The organism is Janthinobacterium sp. EB271-G4-3-2 (assembly GCF_020858035.1).
In the GTDB taxonomy this organism is placed as follows: Bacteria; Pseudomonadota; Gammaproteobacteria; order Burkholderiales; family Burkholderiaceae_D; genus Janthinobacterium; species Janthinobacterium aestuarii.
Genome location: NZ_JACYMG010000010.1, coordinates 194,385 through 216,419 on the forward strand (window position 1 = coordinate 194,385; position 22,035 = coordinate 216,419).

At 65.4% G+C, this 22,035-nt stretch carries 18 protein-coding genes; 5 read left to right on the top strand and 13 right to left on the bottom strand.

The window, feature by feature from the left end:
* Positions 1 to 9 precede the first annotated feature (9 nt).
* From IGS55_RS20695 to ybaK, 10 genes are all read right to left on the bottom strand, one after another.
* Entirely contained in the window at positions 10 to 990 is a 981-nt protein-coding gene (locus IGS55_RS20695; protein WP_230518427.1) for a 3-oxoacyl-[acyl-carrier-protein] synthase III C-terminal domain-containing protein, read from the bottom strand.
* A 49-nt stretch (positions 991 to 1,039) separates the two neighbouring features.
* A complete protein-coding gene (locus IGS55_RS20700; RefSeq protein ID WP_230518426.1) occupies positions 1,040 to 1,948 on the bottom strand; it encodes an ion transporter in 909 nt (302 codons plus the stop codon).
* An 80-nt stretch (positions 1,949 to 2,028) separates the two neighbouring features.
* Entirely contained in the window at positions 2,029 to 3,780 is a 1,752-nt protein-coding gene (locus IGS55_RS20705) for a cation:proton antiporter domain-containing protein (RefSeq protein WP_230518425.1), read from the bottom strand.
* Between the two features lie 111 nt (positions 3,781 to 3,891).
* Positions 3,892 to 5,136 (bottom strand): metal-dependent hydrolase, encoded by a 1,245-nt coding sequence (locus IGS55_RS20710; protein ID WP_230518424.1) that lies wholly within the window; start codon positions 5,134 to 5,136, stop codon positions 3,892 to 3,894.
* 53 nt (positions 5,137 to 5,189) lie between these two features.
* Positions 5,190 to 6,851: a GDYXXLXY domain-containing protein gene (locus IGS55_RS20715; protein ID WP_230518423.1), complete on the bottom strand. Its 1,662-nt coding sequence runs from the start codon at positions 6,849 to 6,851 to the stop codon at positions 5,190 to 5,192.
* Positions 6,848 to 7,807 carry a DUF2157 domain-containing protein gene (locus IGS55_RS20720; RefSeq protein ID WP_230518422.1) on the bottom strand — a complete coding sequence of 320 codons (960 nt, stop codon included), beginning with the start codon at positions 7,805 to 7,807 and terminating at the stop codon, positions 6,848 to 6,850. The genes IGS55_RS20715 and IGS55_RS20720 overlap by 4 nt, the downstream gene beginning before the upstream one ends.
* Positions 7,808 to 7,846: 39 nt before the next feature.
* A complete protein-coding gene (locus IGS55_RS20725; protein ID WP_230518421.1) occupies positions 7,847 to 8,137 on the bottom strand; it encodes a DUF427 domain-containing protein in 291 nt (96 codons plus the stop codon).
* A 70-nt stretch (positions 8,138 to 8,207) separates the two neighbouring features.
* On the bottom strand, positions 8,208 to 8,867 hold the full coding sequence (locus tag IGS55_RS20730; protein ID WP_230518420.1) for a DsbA family oxidoreductase: 660 nt from the start codon (positions 8,865 to 8,867) through the stop codon (positions 8,208 to 8,210).
* A 90-nt stretch (positions 8,868 to 8,957) separates the two neighbouring features.
* Positions 8,958 to 9,602, bottom strand: coding sequence for a glycerol-3-phosphate 1-O-acyltransferase PlsY (plsY, locus tag IGS55_RS20735; RefSeq protein WP_223278936.1), 645 nt, complete (start codon positions 9,600 to 9,602; stop codon positions 8,958 to 8,960).
* Between the two features lie 97 nt (positions 9,603 to 9,699).
* A complete protein-coding gene (gene ybaK, locus IGS55_RS20740) occupies positions 9,700 to 10,191 on the bottom strand; it encodes a Cys-tRNA(Pro) deacylase (protein ID WP_230518419.1) in 492 nt (163 codons plus the stop codon).
* A gap of 37 nt (positions 10,192 to 10,228) precedes the next feature.
* Here ybaK and IGS55_RS20745 point away from each other — a divergent pair, with 37 nt between their 5' ends.
* Positions 10,229 to 11,191 carry an endonuclease/exonuclease/phosphatase family protein gene (locus IGS55_RS20745; protein WP_230518418.1) on the top strand — a complete coding sequence of 321 codons (963 nt, stop codon included), beginning with the start codon at positions 10,229 to 10,231 and terminating at the stop codon, positions 11,189 to 11,191.
* Between the two features lie 8 nt (positions 11,192 to 11,199).
* Here the strand turns inward: IGS55_RS20745 and IGS55_RS20750 are convergent, their stop codons facing one another.
* Positions 11,200 to 13,734, bottom strand: a complete 2,535-nt coding sequence (locus IGS55_RS20750) for a sensor domain-containing protein (RefSeq protein WP_230518417.1) — start codon at positions 13,732 to 13,734, stop codon at positions 11,200 to 11,202.
* Positions 13,735 to 14,127: 393 nt separating this feature from the next.
* Between IGS55_RS20750 and IGS55_RS20755 the strand changes: the two genes are divergently transcribed.
* The 4 genes from IGS55_RS20755 (at position 14,128) to IGS55_RS20770 (ending at position 19,871) form a co-directional block, all read left to right on the top strand.
* A complete protein-coding gene (locus IGS55_RS20755) occupies positions 14,128 to 15,363 on the top strand; it encodes an efflux RND transporter periplasmic adaptor subunit (protein ID WP_230518416.1) in 1,236 nt (411 codons plus the stop codon).
* 3 nt (positions 15,364 to 15,366) lie between these two features.
* Positions 15,367 to 18,483: an efflux RND transporter permease subunit gene (locus IGS55_RS20760; RefSeq protein ID WP_329958155.1), complete on the top strand. Its 3,117-nt coding sequence runs from the start codon at positions 15,367 to 15,369 to the stop codon at positions 18,481 to 18,483.
* A gap of 360 nt (positions 18,484 to 18,843) precedes the next feature.
* Positions 18,844 to 19,563 (top strand): MgtC/SapB family protein, encoded by a 720-nt coding sequence (locus tag IGS55_RS20765; protein WP_230518512.1) that lies wholly within the window; start codon positions 18,844 to 18,846, stop codon positions 19,561 to 19,563.
* Positions 19,563 to 19,871 (top strand): hypothetical protein, encoded by a 309-nt coding sequence (locus IGS55_RS20770; protein ID WP_230518414.1) that lies wholly within the window; start codon positions 19,563 to 19,565, stop codon positions 19,869 to 19,871. Before IGS55_RS20765 ends, IGS55_RS20770 begins: the two co-directional genes overlap by 1 nt.
* On the opposite strand, the gene IGS55_RS20775 is transcribed toward IGS55_RS20770, so the two are convergent.
* The gene (locus tag IGS55_RS20775) at positions 19,863 to 21,260 is read right to left on the bottom strand and encodes a HAMP domain-containing sensor histidine kinase (RefSeq protein WP_230518413.1); all 1,398 of its coding nucleotides are present in this window, start codon (positions 21,258 to 21,260) and stop codon (positions 19,863 to 19,865) included. The two genes, IGS55_RS20770 and IGS55_RS20775, sit on opposite strands and share 9 nt — an antisense overlap.
* Complete coding sequence (locus IGS55_RS20780; protein WP_230518412.1) at positions 21,253 to 21,933, bottom strand: response regulator transcription factor; 681 nt, start codon at positions 21,931 to 21,933, stop codon at positions 21,253 to 21,255. The genes IGS55_RS20775 and IGS55_RS20780 overlap by 8 nt, the downstream gene beginning before the upstream one ends.
* Between the last annotated feature and the right edge of the window lie 102 nt (positions 21,934 to 22,035).

Genomic DNA, 22,035 nt, shown 5'->3' on the forward strand with positions numbered 1-22,035 from the left:
GCCCCACCTTCACAGGTCAAGTATCATGCCGCCAATGGTCAGGCCAGCGGCCGTGCCCATCATCAGCAAACGCTGGCCTGCCACGGCCCGCCCCGTCATCACCGCCTCGTGCAGGGCGGTGGGCAAGGACGCGGCCACCTGGTTGCCATGCGTTTCAAAGATCTTGATGATTTTAGCATCGGGAACGTCGAGGATGCGCGCCGCATGCGCGAGGCCCAATGGGCTGGCCTGGTGCGGCACGACCACGTCGATTTTTTCCAGTCCCGCGCCCGACTCAGCCATCAGTTCCGCCAGGAAATCCGGCATCACCTTGACGGCCAGGCGGAACACGGCCTTGCCATCCATGCGGAACAGATAGTCGCCCGGTTCGCAGCCGTTGCGCGGGTTGCGCTCGGTGCCGCCGCCGCGGATTTCGCAGTAGCGCCGCCCTTCCGGATACGTGCCCATCTTGTAGGCGCGGATGCCCGCGCTGCCGTCGCCCCGCTCGACGATGACGGCGGCGGCGCCGTCGCCAAAGATCATCGACGCTTCCGGCTCGCTCCAGTCGACCCCGCGCGACGCGAGGTCGGACGAAACGATGGCGATACGCCGGTAGGCGCCGCCGGCCAGCATGGACGCGGCCACGCGGAAGGCGGCCATGAAACTGAGGCAGCTGGCGTTGACGTCGAAGCTTTGCGTGCCAGGCGGCAAGCCCGCGTGTTCGGCCACGAAGCAGGCCGTGTTCGGCAACGCCTGCTCGGGCACGCCGCAGGCGCAGATCAGAAGATCGATGTCGGCCGGACGCAGGCTGGCATTCTTCAGCGCGTCGAGCAGGGCGGCGGCGCCCAGCTGGCTTTGCGATTCGTCGGGTGCGGCGACAAAGCGCGACAGCACGCCGCTCTTGCGCAGGGTATAGCCGGCCGGGTGGCCCAGTTTCAGGTCCAGGCTGGCGGAGGTAACGCTGTGCGACGGCACGGCTTTGCCCGTCGCGATCAGGCGAACTGGAATCATGTTGGCCTTAAAAAAGTAAAGTAAATACGGTGGATGAAGGGTTCAGGCGCTAATCGCGTGCCAGCGGCGGCAATGCGACACCACAGTTCTTGCAGAAATTGGCATCGTCGTCGAGCCCTTCTTTCAGGCATGTGGGGCAGGTACGCGTGGTGACCAGCTTGGAGCTGCGCTGTACCGTCATCTCGGCGCTGATAATGCCGGTAGGCACAGCCAGGATGCCCCAGCCCAGCAACATCATCAGCGAGGCGATGGTGCGCCCGATGTCGGTCTTCGGCGTGATATCGCCGAAACCCACCGTGGTCATGGTGCTGATGGCCCAGTAGATCGACGTGGGAATACTGCTGAAACCGTTATCCGGCCCTTCCACGACGTACATCACTGTGCCCAGCAGAAAGACCACCATCATGACGAACGACAGGAAAATGAGGATCTTGCGCCGGCTGGCCAGCAAGGCCCGCCCCAGCACCGTATATTCATGCACATACGACGTGAGCTTGAGGATACGGAACATGCGCAGCAGGCGCAAAATGCGCACGTCGATCAGCACGTGCGCGCCCGGCAGCAGCAAGCCGATGTAGGTCGGCACGATGGCCAGCAAGTCGATAACGCCGAAAAAACTCTTGGCGTAGCGCACCGGATGCTGCAGGCACGACAGGCGGGCGAAATATTCGATGGTGAATAAAATCGTGAAAAACCATTCGAGCGCCGTCAGCCAGGTGCCATAGCGCTCGGCCACGGAGGCGACACTGCTGAGCACGACCACCGTCACGCTGATCAGGATGGCGGCGATCAGCAGCAAATCGAAGGCGCGGCCCGTGCGCGTTTCCGCCTCGAAAATGACGGTGTACACCCGCTCGCGCCAGCCCCGCTCGGGCTTGCCAAATTTTTGCTGCGTTTCCTGCGCCGCCAGCTGCTGCGGCGTCAGGGGCGCCGCTCCGCTTTTCGTCGCGGCTTTCATGTGGTTGATGTGCTCATATACTATTATTGTATAGATAATTGACAAAGCACGGCGACACGCACTGTTGCGCTACGGCAGCACTACGACAGCTTTTTCGCCAGCAACACGGCATTGCGCCGGTCGCGCTCGGCTTGCACGATGTCCGTCGTGCGCGCTTCCGACAGGCCCACCTCATGCAATACCGTGGCCGTCAGCTGCAGCGCCGACTCCAGCGCCTCGGGCACGACCAGGGTCGCGCCCGCCTGTATCAGGGCCACGGCATGCGCCTCGTCGCGCGCCCGCGCATACACGGGCAGCTGCGGATATTCGCGGCGGATCGATTTCACGGCGTGCAGCACGGAGGCCGCATGGTCCATCGTCAGCACGACCGCGGCGGCCCGGTCCGCATTCACCTTTTGCAACAGTTCCGCGCGCGACGCATCGCCGAAATACACGGGAAAACCGCGCGGATGCAGGGTCGTCACCAGGCGCGCATCGTTTTCAATCGCCACATACGCGATATCCTGCTCCGTCAGCACCTTGGCCAGCAACTGCCCCACCCGGCCAAAGCCGGCGATGATGACGGTGCTGCCCTGCGGCGGCAGCGCGCCATGCGCCAGGTCGGCCAGCTGATGGTGGTGGCGCCGCTCCCACCAGTTGCCGAACGCGCGCGCCGCCTTGGCCAGCGCCGGCGTGGCGAACAGGCTCAGGCCCACCACCAGCATGACGAACTGCGCCACCTGCGGGCCGATCAGTTTGGTACCGAGTGCATACGCGACGACGATGAAGGCGAATTCGCCGCCCTGCCCCAGCAGCACGCCTGTTTCCACGGCGCGCCCCCAGTGAAAGCCGCCGATGCGGAAAATCACACTGATAACCAGGGCTTTCAAGGCAAACAGGCTCAGCACGGCCAGCGGAATCAGCACGGGCGACTTGAGGATTTCGCGCACGTCGATCTGCATGCCCACCGACATGAAGAACAGCCCCATCAGCAAGCCCTTGAAGGGCTCGATCGTCACTTCCACTTCGTGGCGAAACTCCGTTTCCGCCAGCAGCAGGCCGGCCAGCAAGGCGCCCAGCGCCATCGACAAGCCCGCCAAATACGTCAGGCCGGCGATGCCCAGGGTGCTGAGCAAGGTCAGGGCCATGAACACGTCGGGCTGGTGTTTCTTGACGAAGAACTGGAACAGCGGGCGGATCACGCGGCGCCCCAGCAGATAGATCAGCAGGATGGCGCCCGCCGATTTCACGGCCGCAAAGCTGAGCAGATACGCCAGGTCGTCGCTGCGCCCGCTGGCGAACACGTCGATCAGGATGAACAGCGGCACCACCATCAAATCCTGGAACATCAGAATGGAAAAGCCCGCCTGGCCGGCCGGCGTCTGCAAGGAACGCTGGTCGGTCAGCAACTGCATCACGACGGCCGTCGACGACAGCGACAGCACCAGGCCCAGCACGATGGACGCTTCCAGCGACAGGCCAAAGTAGTAGGCCACGCCACCGATCAGGCAGGCGCTGACGGCCACCTGCCCCACGCCCGCGCCGAATACCCAGCGCCGCAGCGCCCACAGCCGTTCCGTCGACAGTTCCAGGCCGATCATGAACATCAAGAACATCACGCCCAGCTCGGCCAGGCCGCTCACCTGCTCGGCCCGCACGAACGAGAAATACGTGAGCCACGTGAAATCGCCGGCCCACAGGCCGAAGCCGAACGGGCCGAACAGGGCGCCCACGGCGAGGAAGCCGAGCACCTGGTTGACCTTCAGGCGTTGCAATAGCGGAATAAAAATCCCGGCCAGGGCGAGAAACAGCAGGGTTTCTCGCAAATACGGTAAGGCGTGCTGCTCTTCCAAAATAATCCTAACGAAATATCATTGTTGCTGAATTGGTAGTGTCGCATGCTGGACCGTGGCAAAACAGGCGCACACGCGATATTTTTTGCTTAATAGCAACACATCCGTTCTCTATTTCGGCCGCGCCAGCATGTCCGCGCGAGGACGGTCCCAGCCCGGCACGTAGGCGGGGCATGGCCGGCTGCGGAACTGTTGCAATTCGACGGTCGTAAAATTGGGCTGCATGCCAGGATTAAAACGCACGTCCGTCAACTTGTCCGCATTCAACCTGGGCATGCGCGCAAAGCGGAACCAGGCGTCGACATAGCAATTGTCTTCCTGCAAGGCGCGCAAGGCGGCCAGGCTGCCCGCCGCCCGTGCGGACACGGCGATGCCGGGCGCCAGTTGCTGCTCCTTCTTGCCCGTCTCGGCCAGCCCGGCCGGGCAAGCGGCGGGCGCCAGCGATTCGGGCAGCAGGCTCAGGGTGCCGCGCCGCAAGGTGTACGCGTCCGCCTTGGCGTCCGTCTTGCTGTCGAGCGAGACATAGATCCAGCACAGCGGGTTGCTGGGGAATGCCGTCATCGACACGTCCCACACGCGCGTGCCCGGATCGAACCGCTGCACAGCCGCCTCGATGCGCGTACGGCCGAGGGCGGAAGCCACGCCCTGCGTACCGATGAAGGTGGCCGCCAGCGCGAAAGCCAGCAGCAATGGACCGCGTCCCCGTTCGCCGGCCCGTCCCTGCAGCACGGCCAGGATCACGCCCAGCCCCAGCAGCACGGCCAGCGAGGCGGGCGCCAGATAGGTTTTATAGGTGAAGAAACACAGGGCCGCCGCCAGCCCCGCCAGCAGCACGCTTTTGACGATGCCATAACGCAAGGACATGATCACGGGCACGCCCAGCAGCACCCAGAACATCGGTTCGACAATGAAGACCATGTCGCCATACAGCCAGCGGCTGTCAAACGGATAGAACGGGTGCAAGCCATAGGAATTGAGGAAATCCATGCTCATGTGCAAGCAGAATCCCAGCAGCAGGCAAGCGGCCAGGCCGATGCGGGCGGGCACGCTTTCCTTCAGCAGACGCCGCGCGCCCGGCCATAGCAGCCACAGCAGGGCCAGCAAGATCAGCGCCTGGGGCAAGGCCAGCAGCAAGGTGTGCGTGTGGCCGCGGTGGTGCAGCATGTAGCCGAACGGACGCGGCAGCAGCCGGGTCAGCACCAGATCGAGGTCGGGCGCGTTGCTGGCAAACCATGCCGTAAAGAGAAACAGCGCACGCCGGGTGCGCTGTGCGGGGGCTTGCGGCTCGGGCGGCAGGCTGCGGTGTACCAGTTCGCCGACCCCGAGGCCGATGACCGAATGCGTAATATTATCCATCGGGCAATTTTACAGGATGCCCGCCCCGGCGCGCTTTTGCGCTGTGACTTGCGCTACAGCTTTTCCAGTTCCGGGCCGCGCATGCCCACTAGCAAGGCGCGGCCATCGGACAGCACGCGGAACTCGCCATAGCGTGCCTTTTCCCAGCGCGCCGCCTCGCCTTCCTTGAAGAACCAGGCATCGCTGACCAGCACCCAGTTCCCATCCTTCGGCGTCAGCTCGAGCAGGAGTTCACCGGGTGCCAGCGCCTCTTTGGTGTACGGGCGCAGCAGTTCCGCCACCCCGCGCGCATCGCGCCTGGCCACGACGAAGGGCCGGCCGGGCGCCCGCTCCACACTGGCCAACGTGCTCAGCACGCCCAGGTTGACGAAATTGAGGCGCATGTAATCGCCCTGCATCAGCGAGCGGGGATCGACGGGTTCCAGCGCCACGAAGATTGCCTCCCCCTTGGCAATCAGCTGCTCTTTTTGCCAGATGCCGCCATTGGCGACCAACAACACCAGCAGCAACCCGCCCAGCACGCCCAGGCGCGCGGCGCGGCGCTCAAGCGCCACGTCCGCCGGTTTACTTTCCACCAGATGCAGCACGGCGCCGCGCGTGGCCAGCCACGACAGCGCGCACAGCACGGCGCCCGCTATCGCCAGCAGCGCCGCCTTGCTGGCCAGCGGCCAGGCCAGCTGGTAATAAAAGCTGCCGATGATCCACGCCGCCGCCAGCGCGGCCGCCACGGCCACGCGCGAGCGCCCGCTCGTCACGCAATACGCAAGGATCAGCAGCACGGGCCCCAGCCCCGGCATGAACCACGACAGCACGATCAGCACCAGCGCCACGCCGATGGCGGGCAACTGGCGCAGTGCGGGCCAGCGCCATCCCGTCCAGGCGGCGGCCGCCGCAGCCAGCACGAGCGACACGCCATTCAAGGCCTGCGCATACCAGGCAGCACCCTGGTGCCGGGTCACTTCGCGCGCCACTTCGCCGGCAAAGCCACCGCCCAAGGCACCGCCCAGCATGAAGGTCATGCCGGACCAGAAGACCAGCCCCAGCAGGATCGCCAATACCCACCCCGTCGACAGCGATTCCAGGAAGGCGGCGACGGGCGCGCCGCGGCCATCATTGAACGCTTGCTTCTGCAGCCAGTGGGCGGCCAGCCACAGTGCCAGGGCCAGCATCCAGGCAAAATACAGTTCCGTGGGGTCGTTCTCGAAAATCCAGTCGCGCGTGCTATCGACGATGCCCAGCCCCAGCAAGCCGCAGGCGACCAGTCCCAGCAGCACGCGCAGCCAGTCGCGCGGCAAGGCGGCGGCGGCCACCAGGCACGCCAGGCATAGCAGCAGCAACGCCGTCTGCGTGGAATAGTCGCGGTACAAGGCATAGCCGAGCAAGCCGCCGCCCACAAGCAGGCAGGGCACTGCCAGTTGCTCGACAAACAGCGCCACGCCGCGCGTGCGGATCAGCAGCACGGCCACCACCAGCACGATGGCGGCCACGACATACGCGCCGGGACCATGGCGCACGATACTTTCCAGGCCCACGCCCAGCGCAATCATCAGGGGAATGGCGGCCAGCCAGGCGCCGAAGGCCGTCATCAGCACCAGCGGCCACGGCCGAACATCCTGCACGGGGCGGGTGGCGTTGGGCGGCAGCAGGCCCGCGCGCGTGGCGTCGTCGATCAGGGTGGCGAGCGCATCGGTTCGTTGAGTATTGATATTGCTCATACCGCCTCCCGGCGCGTGCGCCACAGGATACCTTGCACGGTCAGCGCCAGCAGCACGGCGGCCAGCAAGCCCAGCACGGTCAGCGCGCCGACGCCATCGCCTTGGCCGTTGAACAGCACGTGCGTCAGGCCGCCCACCAGCAAGATGTTGATACCGAGCGCCACGGCGCTCAGGCCGAACACGTCAAAGAACCGGCCGGTGGCCAGCAGGACGCCGGCGACGAGCAGCAAGCCCAGTCCGGCCCAGTACGGCGACTCGATCTCATTGCCGAACAGGGCGCTGACGGCCGTGCCCGTGATGAGGATGGTGGCCAGCACCAGGCCCAGGCGCAGGGCCCAGTTGCCCGCGCCCGTCCAGCGCGCCAGCAGGGGCGAGACAAACGCACAGGCAAGCAGCACGGCCAGCCAGCCGCTGAGGAAAATGCTCAGGTCGGACGAATCGATGCGCCAGCTATGGCGCACATGGGCCTGCATCCACAGCGTGACGGCCGTCGACAGTACCAGCATCCACGGCGTCCACAGCACATCGCTGCGCGCGACAAAACACAGGGGCAAGGCCAGCACGGCCCACAGGGCGAACAGCTGCCACGGATCGGCGCCCGTCTGGTAGGTCTGGCCGAAGTAAGCGAACAGGCCGCCGATGGCCAGCAAGGCCAGCAACAGCAAGGGAACGCGCGCCTTGGGCACGGCAAACGCGCCCACGCAGGCGGCGGCAAACACCGCTTGCAGCAAGGCAAAGCGGCCCATACGGCCGAAGTCTTCCCAATTGGCGGCCACCCAGCAGATCAAGCCCATGCCCAGCAAGGCGGCGCCCAGCACGGCCACGCCGCGCGGCAGCCAGTGGGCCAGGCGCGCCGGTTCGCGCTGGAAACCGGCCACTTCCTGCAACTGCCGGGTTTGTTGGGCATCGAGCGCATGGGCCGAGGCGAGTTGGTACACGGCGAGGCGTAAATCCATCGTCTGCTTTCTATTGATTTTTAGTATGGAAAGAAAGTGTCAGCGCTCGACGCTGACGCCGCGCCAGAAGGCGACGTGGCCGGCAATTTGCTTGGCGGCATCCTTGGGCTGGGGGTAATACCAGGCCGCGTTGGCATTGACCTGGCCCTCGACGACGAGGTCGTAATAGCTGGCCGTGCCCTTCCACGGGCAGACGCTCGTGTGGCTGCTGGGACGCAGGTAGTCCTGCGTCACCGCCGACAAAGGAAAATATATATTGTTTTCAACGACTTGCACCTGCGCATCGGTCGCTTGCGCGATGACGGCGCCATTCCAGCGGGCTGTTGGCATTTGGCTATCCTCCTTCACTGCGGAGTGTAGCCGAAATTAACCGTCATGGCGCGCGCCATTGGCGCCTGGTTCAGGCGCCCGCGATGATCTGGCGCAAGGCTTGCTCGAACACTTCAGGCGGCTGGCCGCCGGAAATCAAATGGCGCTCGTTGATGATGACGGCCGGCACCGAGTTGATGCCGTTCTGCTGGTAGAACTGCTCCTGGGCGCGCACCTCGTCCGCATAGGCGTTCGATGCCAGCACGTCGGCCGCTTTCACGGTGTCTAGCCCCACTTTGCCGGCCACGGCCAGCAGCACCTCGTGCGACGACGGATCCCGGCCTTGGGTGAAGTAGGCATCGAACAGCGCCATCTTGAGTTCCTTCTGGCGCCCTTCCAGAGCGGCCCAGTGCAGCAGACGGTGCGCGTCAAACGTGTTGTAGATGCGGCCGCGCTTGTCCATGGCGAAGGTAAAGCCCAGCTGTTCGCCGCGCGCGCGGATCGCTTCGCGCGATTGCGCCATCTGTTCCGGAGTGGAACCGTATTTGCGGGCGATGTGTTCGCCGATGTCCTCGCCTTCGGGCGGCATGTTGGCGTTCAGCTCGAAAGGCTGGAAGTGGATGTCGGCCTGGACGGTGTCTTGCAGCTTGGCCAGTGCCTGCTCCAGCGATTTCAGGCCGACCACGCACCAGGGGCAGGAAACGTCGGAAACGAAATCGATACGGACGGGAGTGGGAGTGGAAACAGTCATGGTGGGCAGCCTTTGCGCGGGTCGGTGGCGGCCGCACCGCGCGGCGCCGCAAGCACAGCATATGCGTGCGGGCCGCGGGAAATCAAGCGCTTACTTTTTCTTGGCGGGCGCCTTGGCCGCATCCTTCTTGCCGCCGATCTTGCTTTCCTTGCCAGAGAGCAAGTTCGCGATATTCTGGCTGTGACGGTAAGCGAGCAGCACGCTCATGACGATGACGGACAGCAAAATGGGATCGACGCCGAACAGCAAGCCATAGTAAAACGGCGCGAACAGGGCCGCCACCAAGGCTGCCAGCGAGGAATAGCGGAATGCGTAGGCGATGATCAGCCAGGTGGCCAGGGTTGCCAGGCCCAGCCATGGATTGATGCCCAGCAGCACGCCGAGGGCCGTCGCCACGCCCTTGCCGCCGACGAAGCGGAAGAACACGGGCCACAGATGGCCGAGGAAGACGGCGATGGCCACCAGGGCCACGGCCGTGTCGCCCACGCCCAGCGCGCCGGCAAAGTGGTCGGCCAGGAACACGGCCAGCCAGCCCTTGGCGCCATCGCCCAGCAGGGTCATGATGGCGGCGCCCTTGTTGCCGCTGCGCAGCACGTTGGTGGCGCCCGGATTTTTCGAGCCATAGGTGCGCGGATCGGCAATGCCGTAGACCTTGCTCATCACCACGGCAAACGATATCGAGCCAAGCAAGTAAGCGGCCACTGTCATTGCCACGGTTGTGATTACTGGATTCATTTCTTCCCTTTATTGTGTTTATTACACCAGCATCGAGGCTGGCGCAGCAGAATATACACCAGCGCCCCGCCTACGGACAGGGCGGGAACTGGTTTTCTTAGTCCTGCAAGGCGCACTGCACCGGCCTGGCTTGCAGCAAATCAACAAGCACCTGCGGCGCCAGCGAGACGAGAAAACCGCGCCGCCCGCCATTGATGTAGATACGCGGCAATTCCAGGATCGATTGCTCCACGTACACGGGCATGGCTTTCTTGGTGCCGAACGGCGAGGTGCCGCCTATCATGTAGCCGGAATGGCGCTGCGCCACGTCGGGCTTGCACGGCTCGACGGATTTGCAGCCGATACCGCGTGCCAGGTTCTTGGTCGACACCTTGCAATCGCCATGCATGAGCACGATCATCGGCTTGGCCGCCTCGTCCTGCATCACCAGGGTCTTGATCACATCGTGCTCGGGCACGCCAAGTTCGCGCGCCGACACGCTGGTGCCGCCGTGCTCTTCGTACGGATACGGGTGTTCTTCGAAGGAAACTTGATGCTTGCGCAGCAACTGCGTCGCCTGGGTTTCGGAAATATGCTCTTTTTTAGCCATGCGTGATACGCTGATCGTTCAGTGAGGAGTGCTAATTATGCAGGAAGAAATCCGCTTTGCCACATTCAATGTCTGCAACCTTGCCCCCGCCGGGGCGAAATTGTATGACAACCTGGAACCGTTGAGCCCGGCGCAATACGAGGCCAAGGCGGAGTGGACGGCGCGGCAGATCGACCTGCTCGACGCCGACGTGATCGGATTCCAGGAAATTTTCTTGCAGGCGGCCCTGCGCGACGTGCTGTCGCGCACGCGCCATTACCGCGCAGCCACCGTGGCCGGTTACGACGCAATGGATATTGCCGGACGCATGCTGCCCACGGTGGCGCTCGTGTCGCGCCTGCCGCTGGTGGACGCCGGTGTGGCCTGGTCGGATTTCCCCGCCGGCGTAAGCATATCCGCCGAGGACAACGCCTGCCGCTTCGCCCGCGCGCCTCTGCACGTGCAGATCATCTTGCCTGGCGGACAGCTCACGGACGTGGTCGTCGTGCACTTGAAATCACGCCGGCCCGACTACCGCCATGGCGACGGCAACGATGCGGCCGCCTACGCGCTGGCCAACCTGCGCTCGCTGCAGCGGCGCGGCGCGGAAGCCGTGGCCCTGCGCATGCTGGCAAGCGAGCTGGGCCACAGCGGCCGTCCCCGCATCGTGCTGGGCGACTTCAACGACATCGCCAATGCCGTCACCACGGCCATCGTCATGGGCGCGGGCGCGCCGTGCGAACCCGGCATGGAAATGCGCGCGCGCCTGTACGACGCCAACGCCATCCAGCTGCGCCAGGATGCCTTGCGCCACGTGGGCTACACGAATATCCACGACAGCGCCTACATGACGATCGACCACATCCTCGTGTCCGAACATTTTCATCCCGCCTCGCCGCGCGCCATCGGCGTGCTGCAGGAAGTGACTTATCTCAACGACCATTTACTGCTGGGCTTGCCGCATGCATCCGACCATGGCCAGGTGCTGGCGCGCATCAAGCTGCTGGGAAACATTCACTAATGCAGTAATTAATGCAGCAACCTCGCCAGCGCGCTGCCCTCGACTTGCGCGCTGGCAAAGCGTCCCTGGTATTGCTGGCAGCCCTGCCCCCGCAGATACGCGAGTTGCTGCGCCGTTTCCACGCCTTCGGCGATCACCGTCAATTGCAGCTCGCGCGCCATGGCGATGATGGTGGCGGCGACGGCCGTGTCGGACTCGCCCGCCGCGCCGTCCGCCGCGGCGGGCAGGAACGAGGGGTCGATCTTGAGTTTATCCACCGGATAATGGCGCAGATTGGCCAGGCGCGAATAGCCGGTGCCGAAGTCGTCGATGGCCAGCCTGGCGCCCAGCCCGCGCAGCTGCGCCAGCACGCCGGCCAGGCGCGCGCCGCCCTTCATCAGCAACGATTCCGTCACTTCCAGTTCCAGGCTGGCGGCAGGCAAACCCGACACGGCCAGCGCTTCTTGTACGCTGAGCAATAAATTATTGTGCAGGCATTGCGCCGGCGACAGATTCACGGCCACTCTCCAGGCATGGCCAGCATCGTGCCAGGCCCGTGCGCGCAGACAAGCGTGGCGCAGCACCCAGTTACCGATCGACACCATCAAGCCGCATTCCTCGGCCACGGCGATGAAGCGCTCGGGCGGCAGCACGCCCAATTGCGGGTGATGCCAGCGCAACAGCGCTTCCGCGCCGAGGATCTGCCCGCTGGCCACATCGAGCGCGGGCTGGAACTCGAGCACGAATTCATCGCGGCCCAGCGCTTCGCGCAAGCCCTGCTCCAGGCTGGCCCGCTCGACGATTTGCGCATTCATTTCGGCATTGAAAAACTGGAAATTGTTGCGCCCGTTCTCCTTCGCGTGGTACATGGCGATGTCGGCGTTGTGCACGAGGGTATCGATGCCGTCGCCATCGCTGGGAAAGATGGCCACGCCGATCGACGTCGATACATGCAGTTCGTATTCGCCCAGCTGGTACACCTGCGTCACGGCATGCAGCAGGCTGGCCGCCACGTGGGCCACCTGGTCGATGCCGCCCACCTCGGCCAGGATGATGACGAACTCGTCGCCGCCATGCCGGCTGACCGTGTCGACGCCGCGCACGCAGCGCACGAGGCGCCGCGCCACTTCCTTGAGCAGCAAGTCGCCCACGTGGTGGCCCATGCTGTCGTTGATGTGCTTGAAGTGGTCGAGGTCCAGGTACAGGATGGCCAGCATGCTCAGCTTGCGCCGCGCGGCCGCCAGCGCCAGCGACAGCCGGTCCAGCAGCAGCACCCGGTTCGGCAAGTCGGTGAGGAAATCGTGCTCGGCCAGGTGGCGCGTGTGTTCCTCATTCTTCTTGCGCTCGCTGATATCGCTGAGGATGGCCAGGTAATTGCTCAATTGTCCCTGCGGGTCGCGGATGGCCGTCAGCGACAGCCAGGCCGGGTAGCGCCCGCCCGCCTTGCGCTGGCCCATGATGTCGCCTTGCCAATAGCCGTTCGCCTCGACTTCATCCCACACGTGGTCGAAAAACGCGGGCGCGTCCGGCTCCACGCCGTGCGGGACGAAGGGTTTGCCCAGCATGTCGTCCAGGCTGTAGCCGCTGATCTCGCTGTACGCGGGATTCATGCTGACGACCCGCTGCTGCGGATCCATCACCACGATGGCTTCGCGCGCATGTTCGACCACCTGCGCCGACAGGTACAGGGCCCGCTCGGCCAGTTTGCGCGAGGAAATATCGCGGATCACGGCATAAAACAGATAGGTGTGGTCGAGCGTGACGGACGTGAGCAGCACTTCGCCCCAGAACAGCTCGCCGGTGCACGTCTGATAACGCCAGTCGTAGCGGCAGTTGCCGTCGGCGTGGGCTTGCGCCGCCAGCTGCGTGCCGCGCAACGAGGACAAGGCGCCATCGGGCTGGCGCAAGGGCGAAAAGTCGCTGAGGCGGCGTCCCAGCAACCGTGGCCGGTCTTCGCATCGGAACAGGGCAATGGCGGCCGGATTCGCCTCGGCGATATGCTCGTCGCGCAACAGCAAAATGGCGTCGGCCGATTTCTCGTACAACTGGCGGAAATTGTCGCCCATCAGCAACAAGGCGCCCTGCGCCGCGCCTTCCTGGCCGCCGGCCGTGATGTCGACATCAACGCAGACCACTTGCCGCACACGCCCGGATTGGATGACGGGAAACACGGTGGAGCAGATGCAGCGCGGCGCGGCCCCGTCTGCATCGAGCTTCCACAGGCGCGTACTGCGCGCCTTGCCGCTTTCCCACACGGCCGTCAGTTCGCCCACCGCCGCCTCGGCCACGCTGGCGGCGCCGGGCAGCGCGGCGGCCACTGTGGCCCACGGCTGGCCGAGCGCCAGTTCGGCCGCCACGCCATACAGGCGCGCCGCGCCAGCGCTCCAGTAGCGCACCATGCCGTCGCGGTCGATGCCGCGCACGGCCAGGCCGGGCGCCTGTTCGATCGCGGCAACGACGATCGACAGCAAATCGAGCGCCTTGCCGGCCGGCCCCGCCTGCGGTTCGGCCGCGGCCAGCAAACGGCCCGGCGACGGGGCGGCTCCGGCAATCCGATCAGACATCAGGCCCCCTGTGGCGCGGCCGCGCGGCAACCGGCGGGCGTATGGCCTGTCCGGTGGCGCAACCATCCCGACCATTCTTGCGCGCCGGCGAATCGGCTTCTTGAGGATGCGCAAGCATCGTGACGCGCACGACGCGCATGCTGGCCGTGGTCTCCGGTCGCCGTTTTTTGCATTCCAGCCCCGATTTTGTGCAATCTGTCGCACGGCGATGGCGGCCGGGCTTGAATCTTCCTAAAGTGGCAACATGCGCATCGCCGTGAACGGCCGCAGCGGCAGGCGTGCTGTCTGCGGCCGCCACGGTGATGCGCTACCCGAATTCCCCCGGCCTGCCGCAGGCCGGCCGCACCGAGACCTGGCGCCGAACCCCTGCGCCGCTCCTGATTAAAAAAACCTATGAAAAACGAGACCCTGCCCCCCGCCTCCCCCCTTGCCGCCACGCGCCGCCGGCGCTGGCGCACGCCCGTCTTGATCCTGATCGTGCTGGGCCTGGCCGGCGGCGGCTGGACGGTGATGCAATCGAAGCAGCAGGCCGCCAAGGCGGCCGAGCAGCAGGCGAGCAAGAAGAAGGAGCAGGAAAAGACGCCCGTGCATGAACTGGCGCAGGGCGACGTGGCCGCCATCGATGCGCGCGCCCTCAGTATCAGCCTGCCCCTGTCCGGCTCGCTGGCGCCCGTGACCCAGGCCACCATCAAGGCCAAGGTTTCCGGCGTGATCGAGGCAACGACCTTGCAGGAAGGCCAGCAAGTGGCCAATGGGCAAATCCTCGTGCGCCTGGACGCGGCCGACTTGCGCGCCCGCCTGACGCAGCAGCAAGCCATGCTGGACGAAGCGCAGGCGCGCCTGTCGATGGCGGCCAAAAATGAAGCGAACAGCCAGGCCCTGCTCAAGCAAAAATACATTTCGCAGACGGCCTACGACACGACGCAGAATTCCGTCGACCTGGCACGCGCCAACGTCAAGTCCGCCGCCGCCATGCTCGACATCGCCCGCATCGCGCTGGCCGACACCATCATCCGCGCACCGATGGCCGGCATCGTCAGCAAGCGCCACCTGCAGGCCGGCGAAAAAGTCTCGCCCGACATGCCCGTCTACACCATCGTCAACCTGGCGCAGCTGACCCTGGAAGCGCCCGTGCCCAGCGCGGAAATCCCCCGCATCAAGCTGGGCCAGGACGTGCACTTCAAGGTCGACGGCTTCGGCGCGCGCGACTTCGCCGGCAAGGTCACGCGCATCAACCCCACCACCGAGAGCGGCTCGCGCGCCATGCTCGTCTACATCGCCGTCGACAATGGCGATGGCGCGCTGCGCGGCGGCATGTTCGCCAAGGGCAGCATCGTCACCGAGCGCTCGCCCGTGGCGCCGCTGGTGCCCCTGACGGCCGTGCGCAATGAAAAGCAGGGCCCCGTCGTGTATGCGCTGGTCAACAACAAGGTCGTCGCCCAGCCCGTCACCCTGGGACTGCGCAACGAGGATGAAGGCTATGCGGAAGTCACATCCGGCCTGGTGCCGGGAGCGAAAGTCATCATCGCCAAGCTCGATGGCGTGAAACCGGGCCACGGCGTGACCTTCGCCGCACCGACGCCCGCCGCCCCCGCCGCGCCGGCAGCCGTGCTGGCACGGAAGGGCTGAGCCATGTGGATGACCAAAGTCAGTATTCAAAACCCCGTCTTCGCCACCATGGTCATGGTGGCGCTGGTGGTGCTGGGCATCTTCTCCTACCGGGGCCTGGGCGTGGAGAGCATGCCCAGCGTGCAGTTCCCGTTCGCCGCCATTGAAGTGAACTACCCGGGCGCCTCGCCCGAGGCCGTGGAAAACGATATCACGCGCCCCATCGAGGACGCCGTCAACACCGTCAGCGGCATCAAGACCATCCGCGCCAACTCGTGGGAAGGACGCGCCGGCGTCTACCTGGAATTCGAGCTGTCGACGAACATGGACAAGGCCATGCAGGACTTGCGCGACAAGGTGGCCCTGGTGCGCCCGCGCTTCCCGAAAGAAGCCAAGGACCCGTTCATCGCCCGCGCCGAAGGCGACAACGAGCGCCCCATCGCCACCATCGTGCTCACAGCCACCGGGCATGACCTGCGCGCGCTGTCGACCATGACGGAGCAGATCATCAGCAAGCGCTTCCAGGGCGTGGCCGGCGTGGGGCAAGTCAAGCTGCGCGGCCTGCGCGCGCGCCAGATCCTCATCAGCATGAAGCCGATCGAACTCAATGCCCAGGGCATCGGCGTCGATGAAGTGATCCGCGCCATCCAGGCCACGAATACCAATCTGCCGGCCGGCTCCATCAGCCATGGCGCGGCAGAGCAGCTGGTGCGCGTGGAAGGCAAGATCAAGGATGCACGCGAATTCGGCAAGATCATCGTTGCGCGCCGCGCCGTCGGCCCCGTCTACCTGGACCAGGTAGCCACCGTCGTCGACGGCGAACAGGAAGAACTGTCGATCTCGCGCATGAACGGCCAGCAGGCCGTGACGATGGAAATCACCAAGGTGCAGGACGCCAACGTGGTGGAAGTGGGCACCGGCATCCTGAAAGTGGCGGCCGACCTGCAAAAAACCCTGCCGCCCGATATCACCCTGCGCGTGCTGGACGACGAATCGGAACGCGTGCAAAGCCAGCTCAATAACGTCAAGCGCACCATCATCGAAGGCGCCGTGCTGACCATGGTGATCGTCTTCCTGTTCCTGCACTCGTGGCGCTCGACCATCATCACGGGCTTGACCTTGCCGATCTCCGTGCTGGCCAGCTTCATCGCCATGAAGGCTTTCGGTTTTACCCTGAACTTTTTGACCCTGATGGCGCTGTCCCTGTGCATCGGCCTCTTGATCGATGACGCCATCGTCGTGCGCGAAAACATCGTGCGCCACCTGGGCATGGGCAAGAACCACTACCAGGCGGCCAACGACGGCACCAATGAAATCGGCCTGGCCGTGATGGCCACCACCTTCGCCATCGTCGCCGTGTTCGTGCCCGTCGCCTTCATGGACGGCATCATCGGCCGCTTCTTCCTGCAGTTCGGCATCACCGTGGCCGTCGCCGTGCTCGTGTCGCTGTTCGTCAGCTTCACGCTCGACCCCATGCTGTCGTCCGTCTGGCGCGACCCCGTCAAGGACCGCTTCAAGTACGTGCCGTGGCTGGGCCGCTTCATGGCCTGGATCGAGACAGGCATCGACCGCCTGCACGTTTGGTACGGCAAGGTGCTGGCAGTGGCCCTGCGCTGGCGCAAGACGACCCTGGCCACGGCCGTGGCCCTGTTCGCGGGCAGCCTGATGCTCGTGCCCATGATCGGCGGCGAGATGTTTCCCGAGACGGACCAGGGCTGGGTCAACCTGCGCTTCAAGACGCCCGTCGGCTCCAGCCTCGAATACACGGATAGCAAAGTGCGCCAGATCGAAACGGCCCTGAAGGAATTCCCCGAGATCGACAGCCTGGTGGCCAATATCGGCACGCCCGATGGCCGCAACGCGGCCGAGGTGAACCTGAAGCTGACGGACATCAAGACGCACAAGCGCCGCTCGCAGCAGGAACTGGAAAAGCTGATCCGCGAACGCCTGGCGCCGATTGCCGGCATCACCCTGTCCGTCGGCCAGCGTCCCATCTTCATCGCCATCCTCGGCACGGACGAAGGCAAGCTCGATGCGGTGGCGCACACGCTGATGGACAAGATGCGCAACATCAAGGGCCTGGCCGACATGGAATACAGCCAGGAAGGTGCCAATCCGTCGACCACCGTGAAGATCAATAATGAACTGGCCAGCGACCTGGGACTGTCGGTGCAGCAGATCGGCAATGCCCTGCGGCCTTTCGTGGCGGGCGACACGGTCAGCCACTGGCTGGCGTCCGACGGACAAAACTACGACGTCAACGTGCAGCTGCCCAAGTCAGGCCGGCAAAAAGTGGCCGACCTGGCCGACCTGTCGCTGGCGTCCAGCAAGCTTGACGCCAACGGCAAGCCCGTCATGATTCCGCTGCGCCAGGTGGTCGACTTCGTGCCGTCATCGAGCCCGCAAGTGCTCAAACGCCAGGCCTTGCAGCGCCGCGTCGCCATCTATGCGGGCACGCAGGGCCGTCCCGCCGGCGACGTCGACGCCGATGTGCAAAAGGCGATGCAATCGATCGACCTGCCGCCCGGCGTGCGCTTCGACGTGGCCGGCAATGCGCAGCAGATGGCCGAAACCATGGGCGGCGCGATGATGGCGCTGGGGATCGCCGTGATCTTCATCTACCTGGTGCTGGCCTCGCAGTTCGGCAGCTTCTTGCAGCCGATCGCCATCATGGTGTCCTTGCCGCTCTCCTTGATCGGCGTGCTGGCTGCATTGCTCATTACGGGCAGCACCTTGAACATCTTCTCCGTGATCGGCTTCATCATGCTCATGGGCCTGGTCACCAAGAATGCGATTCTGCTGGTCGACTTCACCAACCAGCGCCAGCGCGAAGGCCTGGGGCAGTTCGAGGCGCTGATGGAAGCGGGGCAAGTACGGCTGCGCCCCATCCTGATGACGACCCTGGCGATGGTCTTCGGCATGCTGCCGATGGCCATCGGCATGGGCGACGGCGGTGAATCGCAGGCGCCGATGGGCCGCGCCGTCATCGGCGGCGTGATCACCTCGACCTTGCTGACCCTGGTGGTGGTGCCCGTCGCCTACACCTATCTCGATAGCCTGGGCAAGCGCGCCGCGCGCTTCTTTGGCGGCGGCGAGCATGCCCACGCCGATGCCGACGACACCAAGGCACACGCCCACTGATCCACCGGTCGCCTTCACCGTCCCCGCATTGGCGGGGACGACGCGGCGGCTTCCTGAAGAGAGCTTCAGTTGACCAAAGCGGCGCCACTGGCTAGACTGTCCCCGTTATCAATGATATGGAGTGACTCGTGGGTGCTTGTTCCAGTGACAGTAGTCGATTGACCATCGGCGATCGGCCTTAGGCAAGACGCGCGCATTCCGCCCGCCTTGCCCTCGGCAAGGTGCGGTTTTACCAGCGGCGGTACTCTCTCGCCGCCACTTCCCCCTCATCGTTCCACCGTTGTCGTCTGCTGCCCCCTTGCGGGCGGATAGTCTTCGCCTTTGCACTCGCCTGTTCCTCCCAAGCCGGGAGAAATAATGGTGGTATTTGACTTTGCGCTGCGCGTTGCCGCGGCATTGACCCTGGGCGCCATGATCGGCGCCGAACGCCAGCTGCGCCAGCGCATGGCGGGCCTGCGCACGAACGCGCTGGTGTCCGTCGGCGCCTCGCTGTTCGTGATGGTTTCCGTGCTCGAAGGCGACGCCTCCGGCCACATGCGCATCGCCGCGCAGGTGGTGTCGGGCATCGGCTTTCTGGGCGCCGGCGTCATCATGCGCGAAGGCATGACGGTGCGTGGCTTGAACACGGCCGCCACCCTGTGGTGCTCGGCCGCCATCGGCATCCTGTGCGGCCTGGGCTTCGCGCTGGAAGCGGCCATCGGCACGGGCTTCGTGCTGATCGCCAACCTCGTGCTGCGCCACCTGGCGCAGCGCATCAACACGCACGGCAGCGAAGCGGGCATCGAGACGGAAAGCATCTACCGCGTGACGGCCGTGTGCGAGGCGGAGCAGGAAGTCCAGGTGCGCAAGCTGATGCTGCGCTTGATCAGCGGCATGCCGGCGCTGATGCTGCAATCCTTGCACAGCGAGGATGCCGCGCACGCGGGACGCATCGAAGTGCGGGCCGACCTGCTCACGCCCCTGTCCAGCCTGGGATTGCTGGAGCAGATCGTCAGCCAGGTGAGCCTGGAAGGCAGCGTCTCGGCCGTGCGCTGGGCGCTCGTGAACAACGCGGAATTTGTCGCCGAGCGAGGTGTGTGATGAAAAAGTTCTTCCTTTGGTTTGCGAAACGTGGGCCGGCTGTCGCCACCTACCGCCTGACCGTCACCTGCCCCGCGGCGCAAGCCGACCATGTCGTGCGCCTGCTGCTGGCCGAACTGAAAGGCGCGGGCCTGGCGCCGTCGCAAATGCTGCGCAGCTGGGACGAAGCCCGGCAGGAGGTGCAGCTGATCGCCACCGTGCTGTGCCAGGCCGTGCAGCGCGCCGTGCTGGTGCGCTTCGTCAACCGCGCGGGCGCCTGGCCGCAAGTGCGGCAAGTGCGCTGGGAAGGCGTCGCGCCGTCAATCTGACGCCGGCAGGCGCATGAGGAACAGGGCGCCGCCTTGCGGGCGGTTCTGCGCCTCGATACTGCCGCCGTACGCGTGCACGATGGCTTGCGACAGGGCCAGACCCAGGCCGAAACCGGGCGCCTCGCCCGCGCGCGCCTGGGCGCCCCGATAAAAGCGCTCGAACAGATGCGGCAAGTCTTCCACGCCGATGCCCGGGCCCGCATCGGCCACGCCGACAATCGCATGCGCGCCGTCGCGCGCCACGTGCACGGCGATGACGCTGTCGGGCGGCGAAAATTTCACGGCGTTATCGAGCAGATTGGCCAGCACCAGGTCCACGGGACCGGCCGCCACCCGCGCCTGCACGGCCACACTGTCATCGAAGACGATGCGGATGCCGCGCTGCGCCGCCGCCTTTTCCAGGCGCTGCGCGGCCGCCCGCACGAGGGGATTGAGCGCGATGGTTTCCACGGCATTGCGCTCCTGGCCCACGTCCAGGCGCGTGAGCATCAACAGTTCTTCCACCAGCGTCGTCAGCCGCTGCACTTCATCGAGGCAGGACGCCAGCGCATCGACATACTCGGGCGCTTCGCGCGGGCGGCGCAGGGTAATTTCAATTTCCGTGCGCAGGCGCGACAGGGGCGAACGCAATTCATGCGAGGCGTCGGCCGTGAAGCGGCGCTGCGCATCGTAGCCGTCCTCCAGGCGGTCCAGCATGGCGTTCAGGGTGTCGACCAGCCGGCCGATCTCGTCCTGCGTGCCGGGATGGGGCAGGCGCTGATGCAGGCTGGCTTCGCCGATCGAATGCGCCTGGTCCACCACGTCGTCGATGGCGCCCAGCACGCGGCGCGTGAGCATTTCGCCGGCCAGCCCCACGGCCGCCAGCAAGGCCAGCGCCATGGCGCCAAACAGCACGGTGGCCGCGGCCAGCACGTGGTTGGTGTCGTCGAGCGAACCAGCCACCTGCACGGCCAGGCGCGCGCCGGACGAGGGCACGGGAATCGACACCATGCGCAGCGGCTCTTCGCCGAACTTGGGCAGGGTCTCGAAGACGGTCTCGCCGGCCGCCAGGCGCGCCAGCAGGGCGGCCGGCGCCGGCAGCTGCGCCGCCTCCAGGTTGCGGCTGCGCGCCAGCACGCGGCCTTCGCCATCGATGATCTGCACCAGGCGGTCGAGCCGTGTCAACGACGGCGGCGCCAGCCCCGGCGCCACCTCGTGCACCTGCACGGGCTGGCGCGGCGCGGCCGGCAGCATGGCCATTTCCGTCTCGCCCAGCGCCAGCAGGGCCGCGTCGAGCTGGCCGTGCACGGCGCGCGACAGGCCCCAGTAGCCGGCCAGCGCCGTGCAGGCGACGATGGCGAGGATGACGGCCAGGTGCACCAGCAGCAAGCGTTTGCGAAAGCTAGCCACCGTTGTTTTCCGCCAGGCGGAAACCGCGTCCGCGCACCGTGTGGATCAAGGGCGGCAAGCCCGGCGCATCCACTTTTCCCCTCAGGTTGCGCACGTGGACGTCGATCAGGTTGTCGATGCCGATCAGGTCCGCCTGCCATATCTGCTCGGCCAGGCGCGCGCGGCTGACCACCTCGCCCGCCTGGCGCAGCAGGATCAGCAGAATCGCATACTCCTTGGGAGTCAGCACCAGCGGCGCGCCGGCGCGCGTGGCCTGGTGGCTGACGGGATCGAGCGTCAAATCGGCCAGCGCCAGCACCAGCGGGCGGCTGATGTCGGAGCGGCGCAGCAAGGCGCGGATGCGCGCCAGCAGTTCCTCGAATTCGAACGGCTTTGTGAGGTAATCGTCGGCGCCCGTGTTCAGGCCCGCCACGCGGTCGGCCGTGGCGTCGCGCGCCGTGAGCATCAGCACAGGCGTTTGGATGCCGCGCGCGCGCAAGTCGCGGCAAAAATCGATGCCCTGCTTGCCCGGCAACATCCAGTCCAGCACGATCGCATCGTAGTCGACGGCGTAGCTTTCATCCTCGCCCTCTTCCGCGCTGTGCGCCACGTCGACGATAAAACCCTCTTCCTGCAAGCCGCGGGCCAGCAGGCGCGCCGCCTTGCGGTCGTCTTCCACCAGGAGGATTCTCATGCCTGCCTTTCGCGTCGCGCCTTGTTTTCCATGCCGGCATTTTACCGCGCCGCAGCGGGCGCACACGGAACCTGAAGAATGATTCAGGCGTTCTTGGGCGCT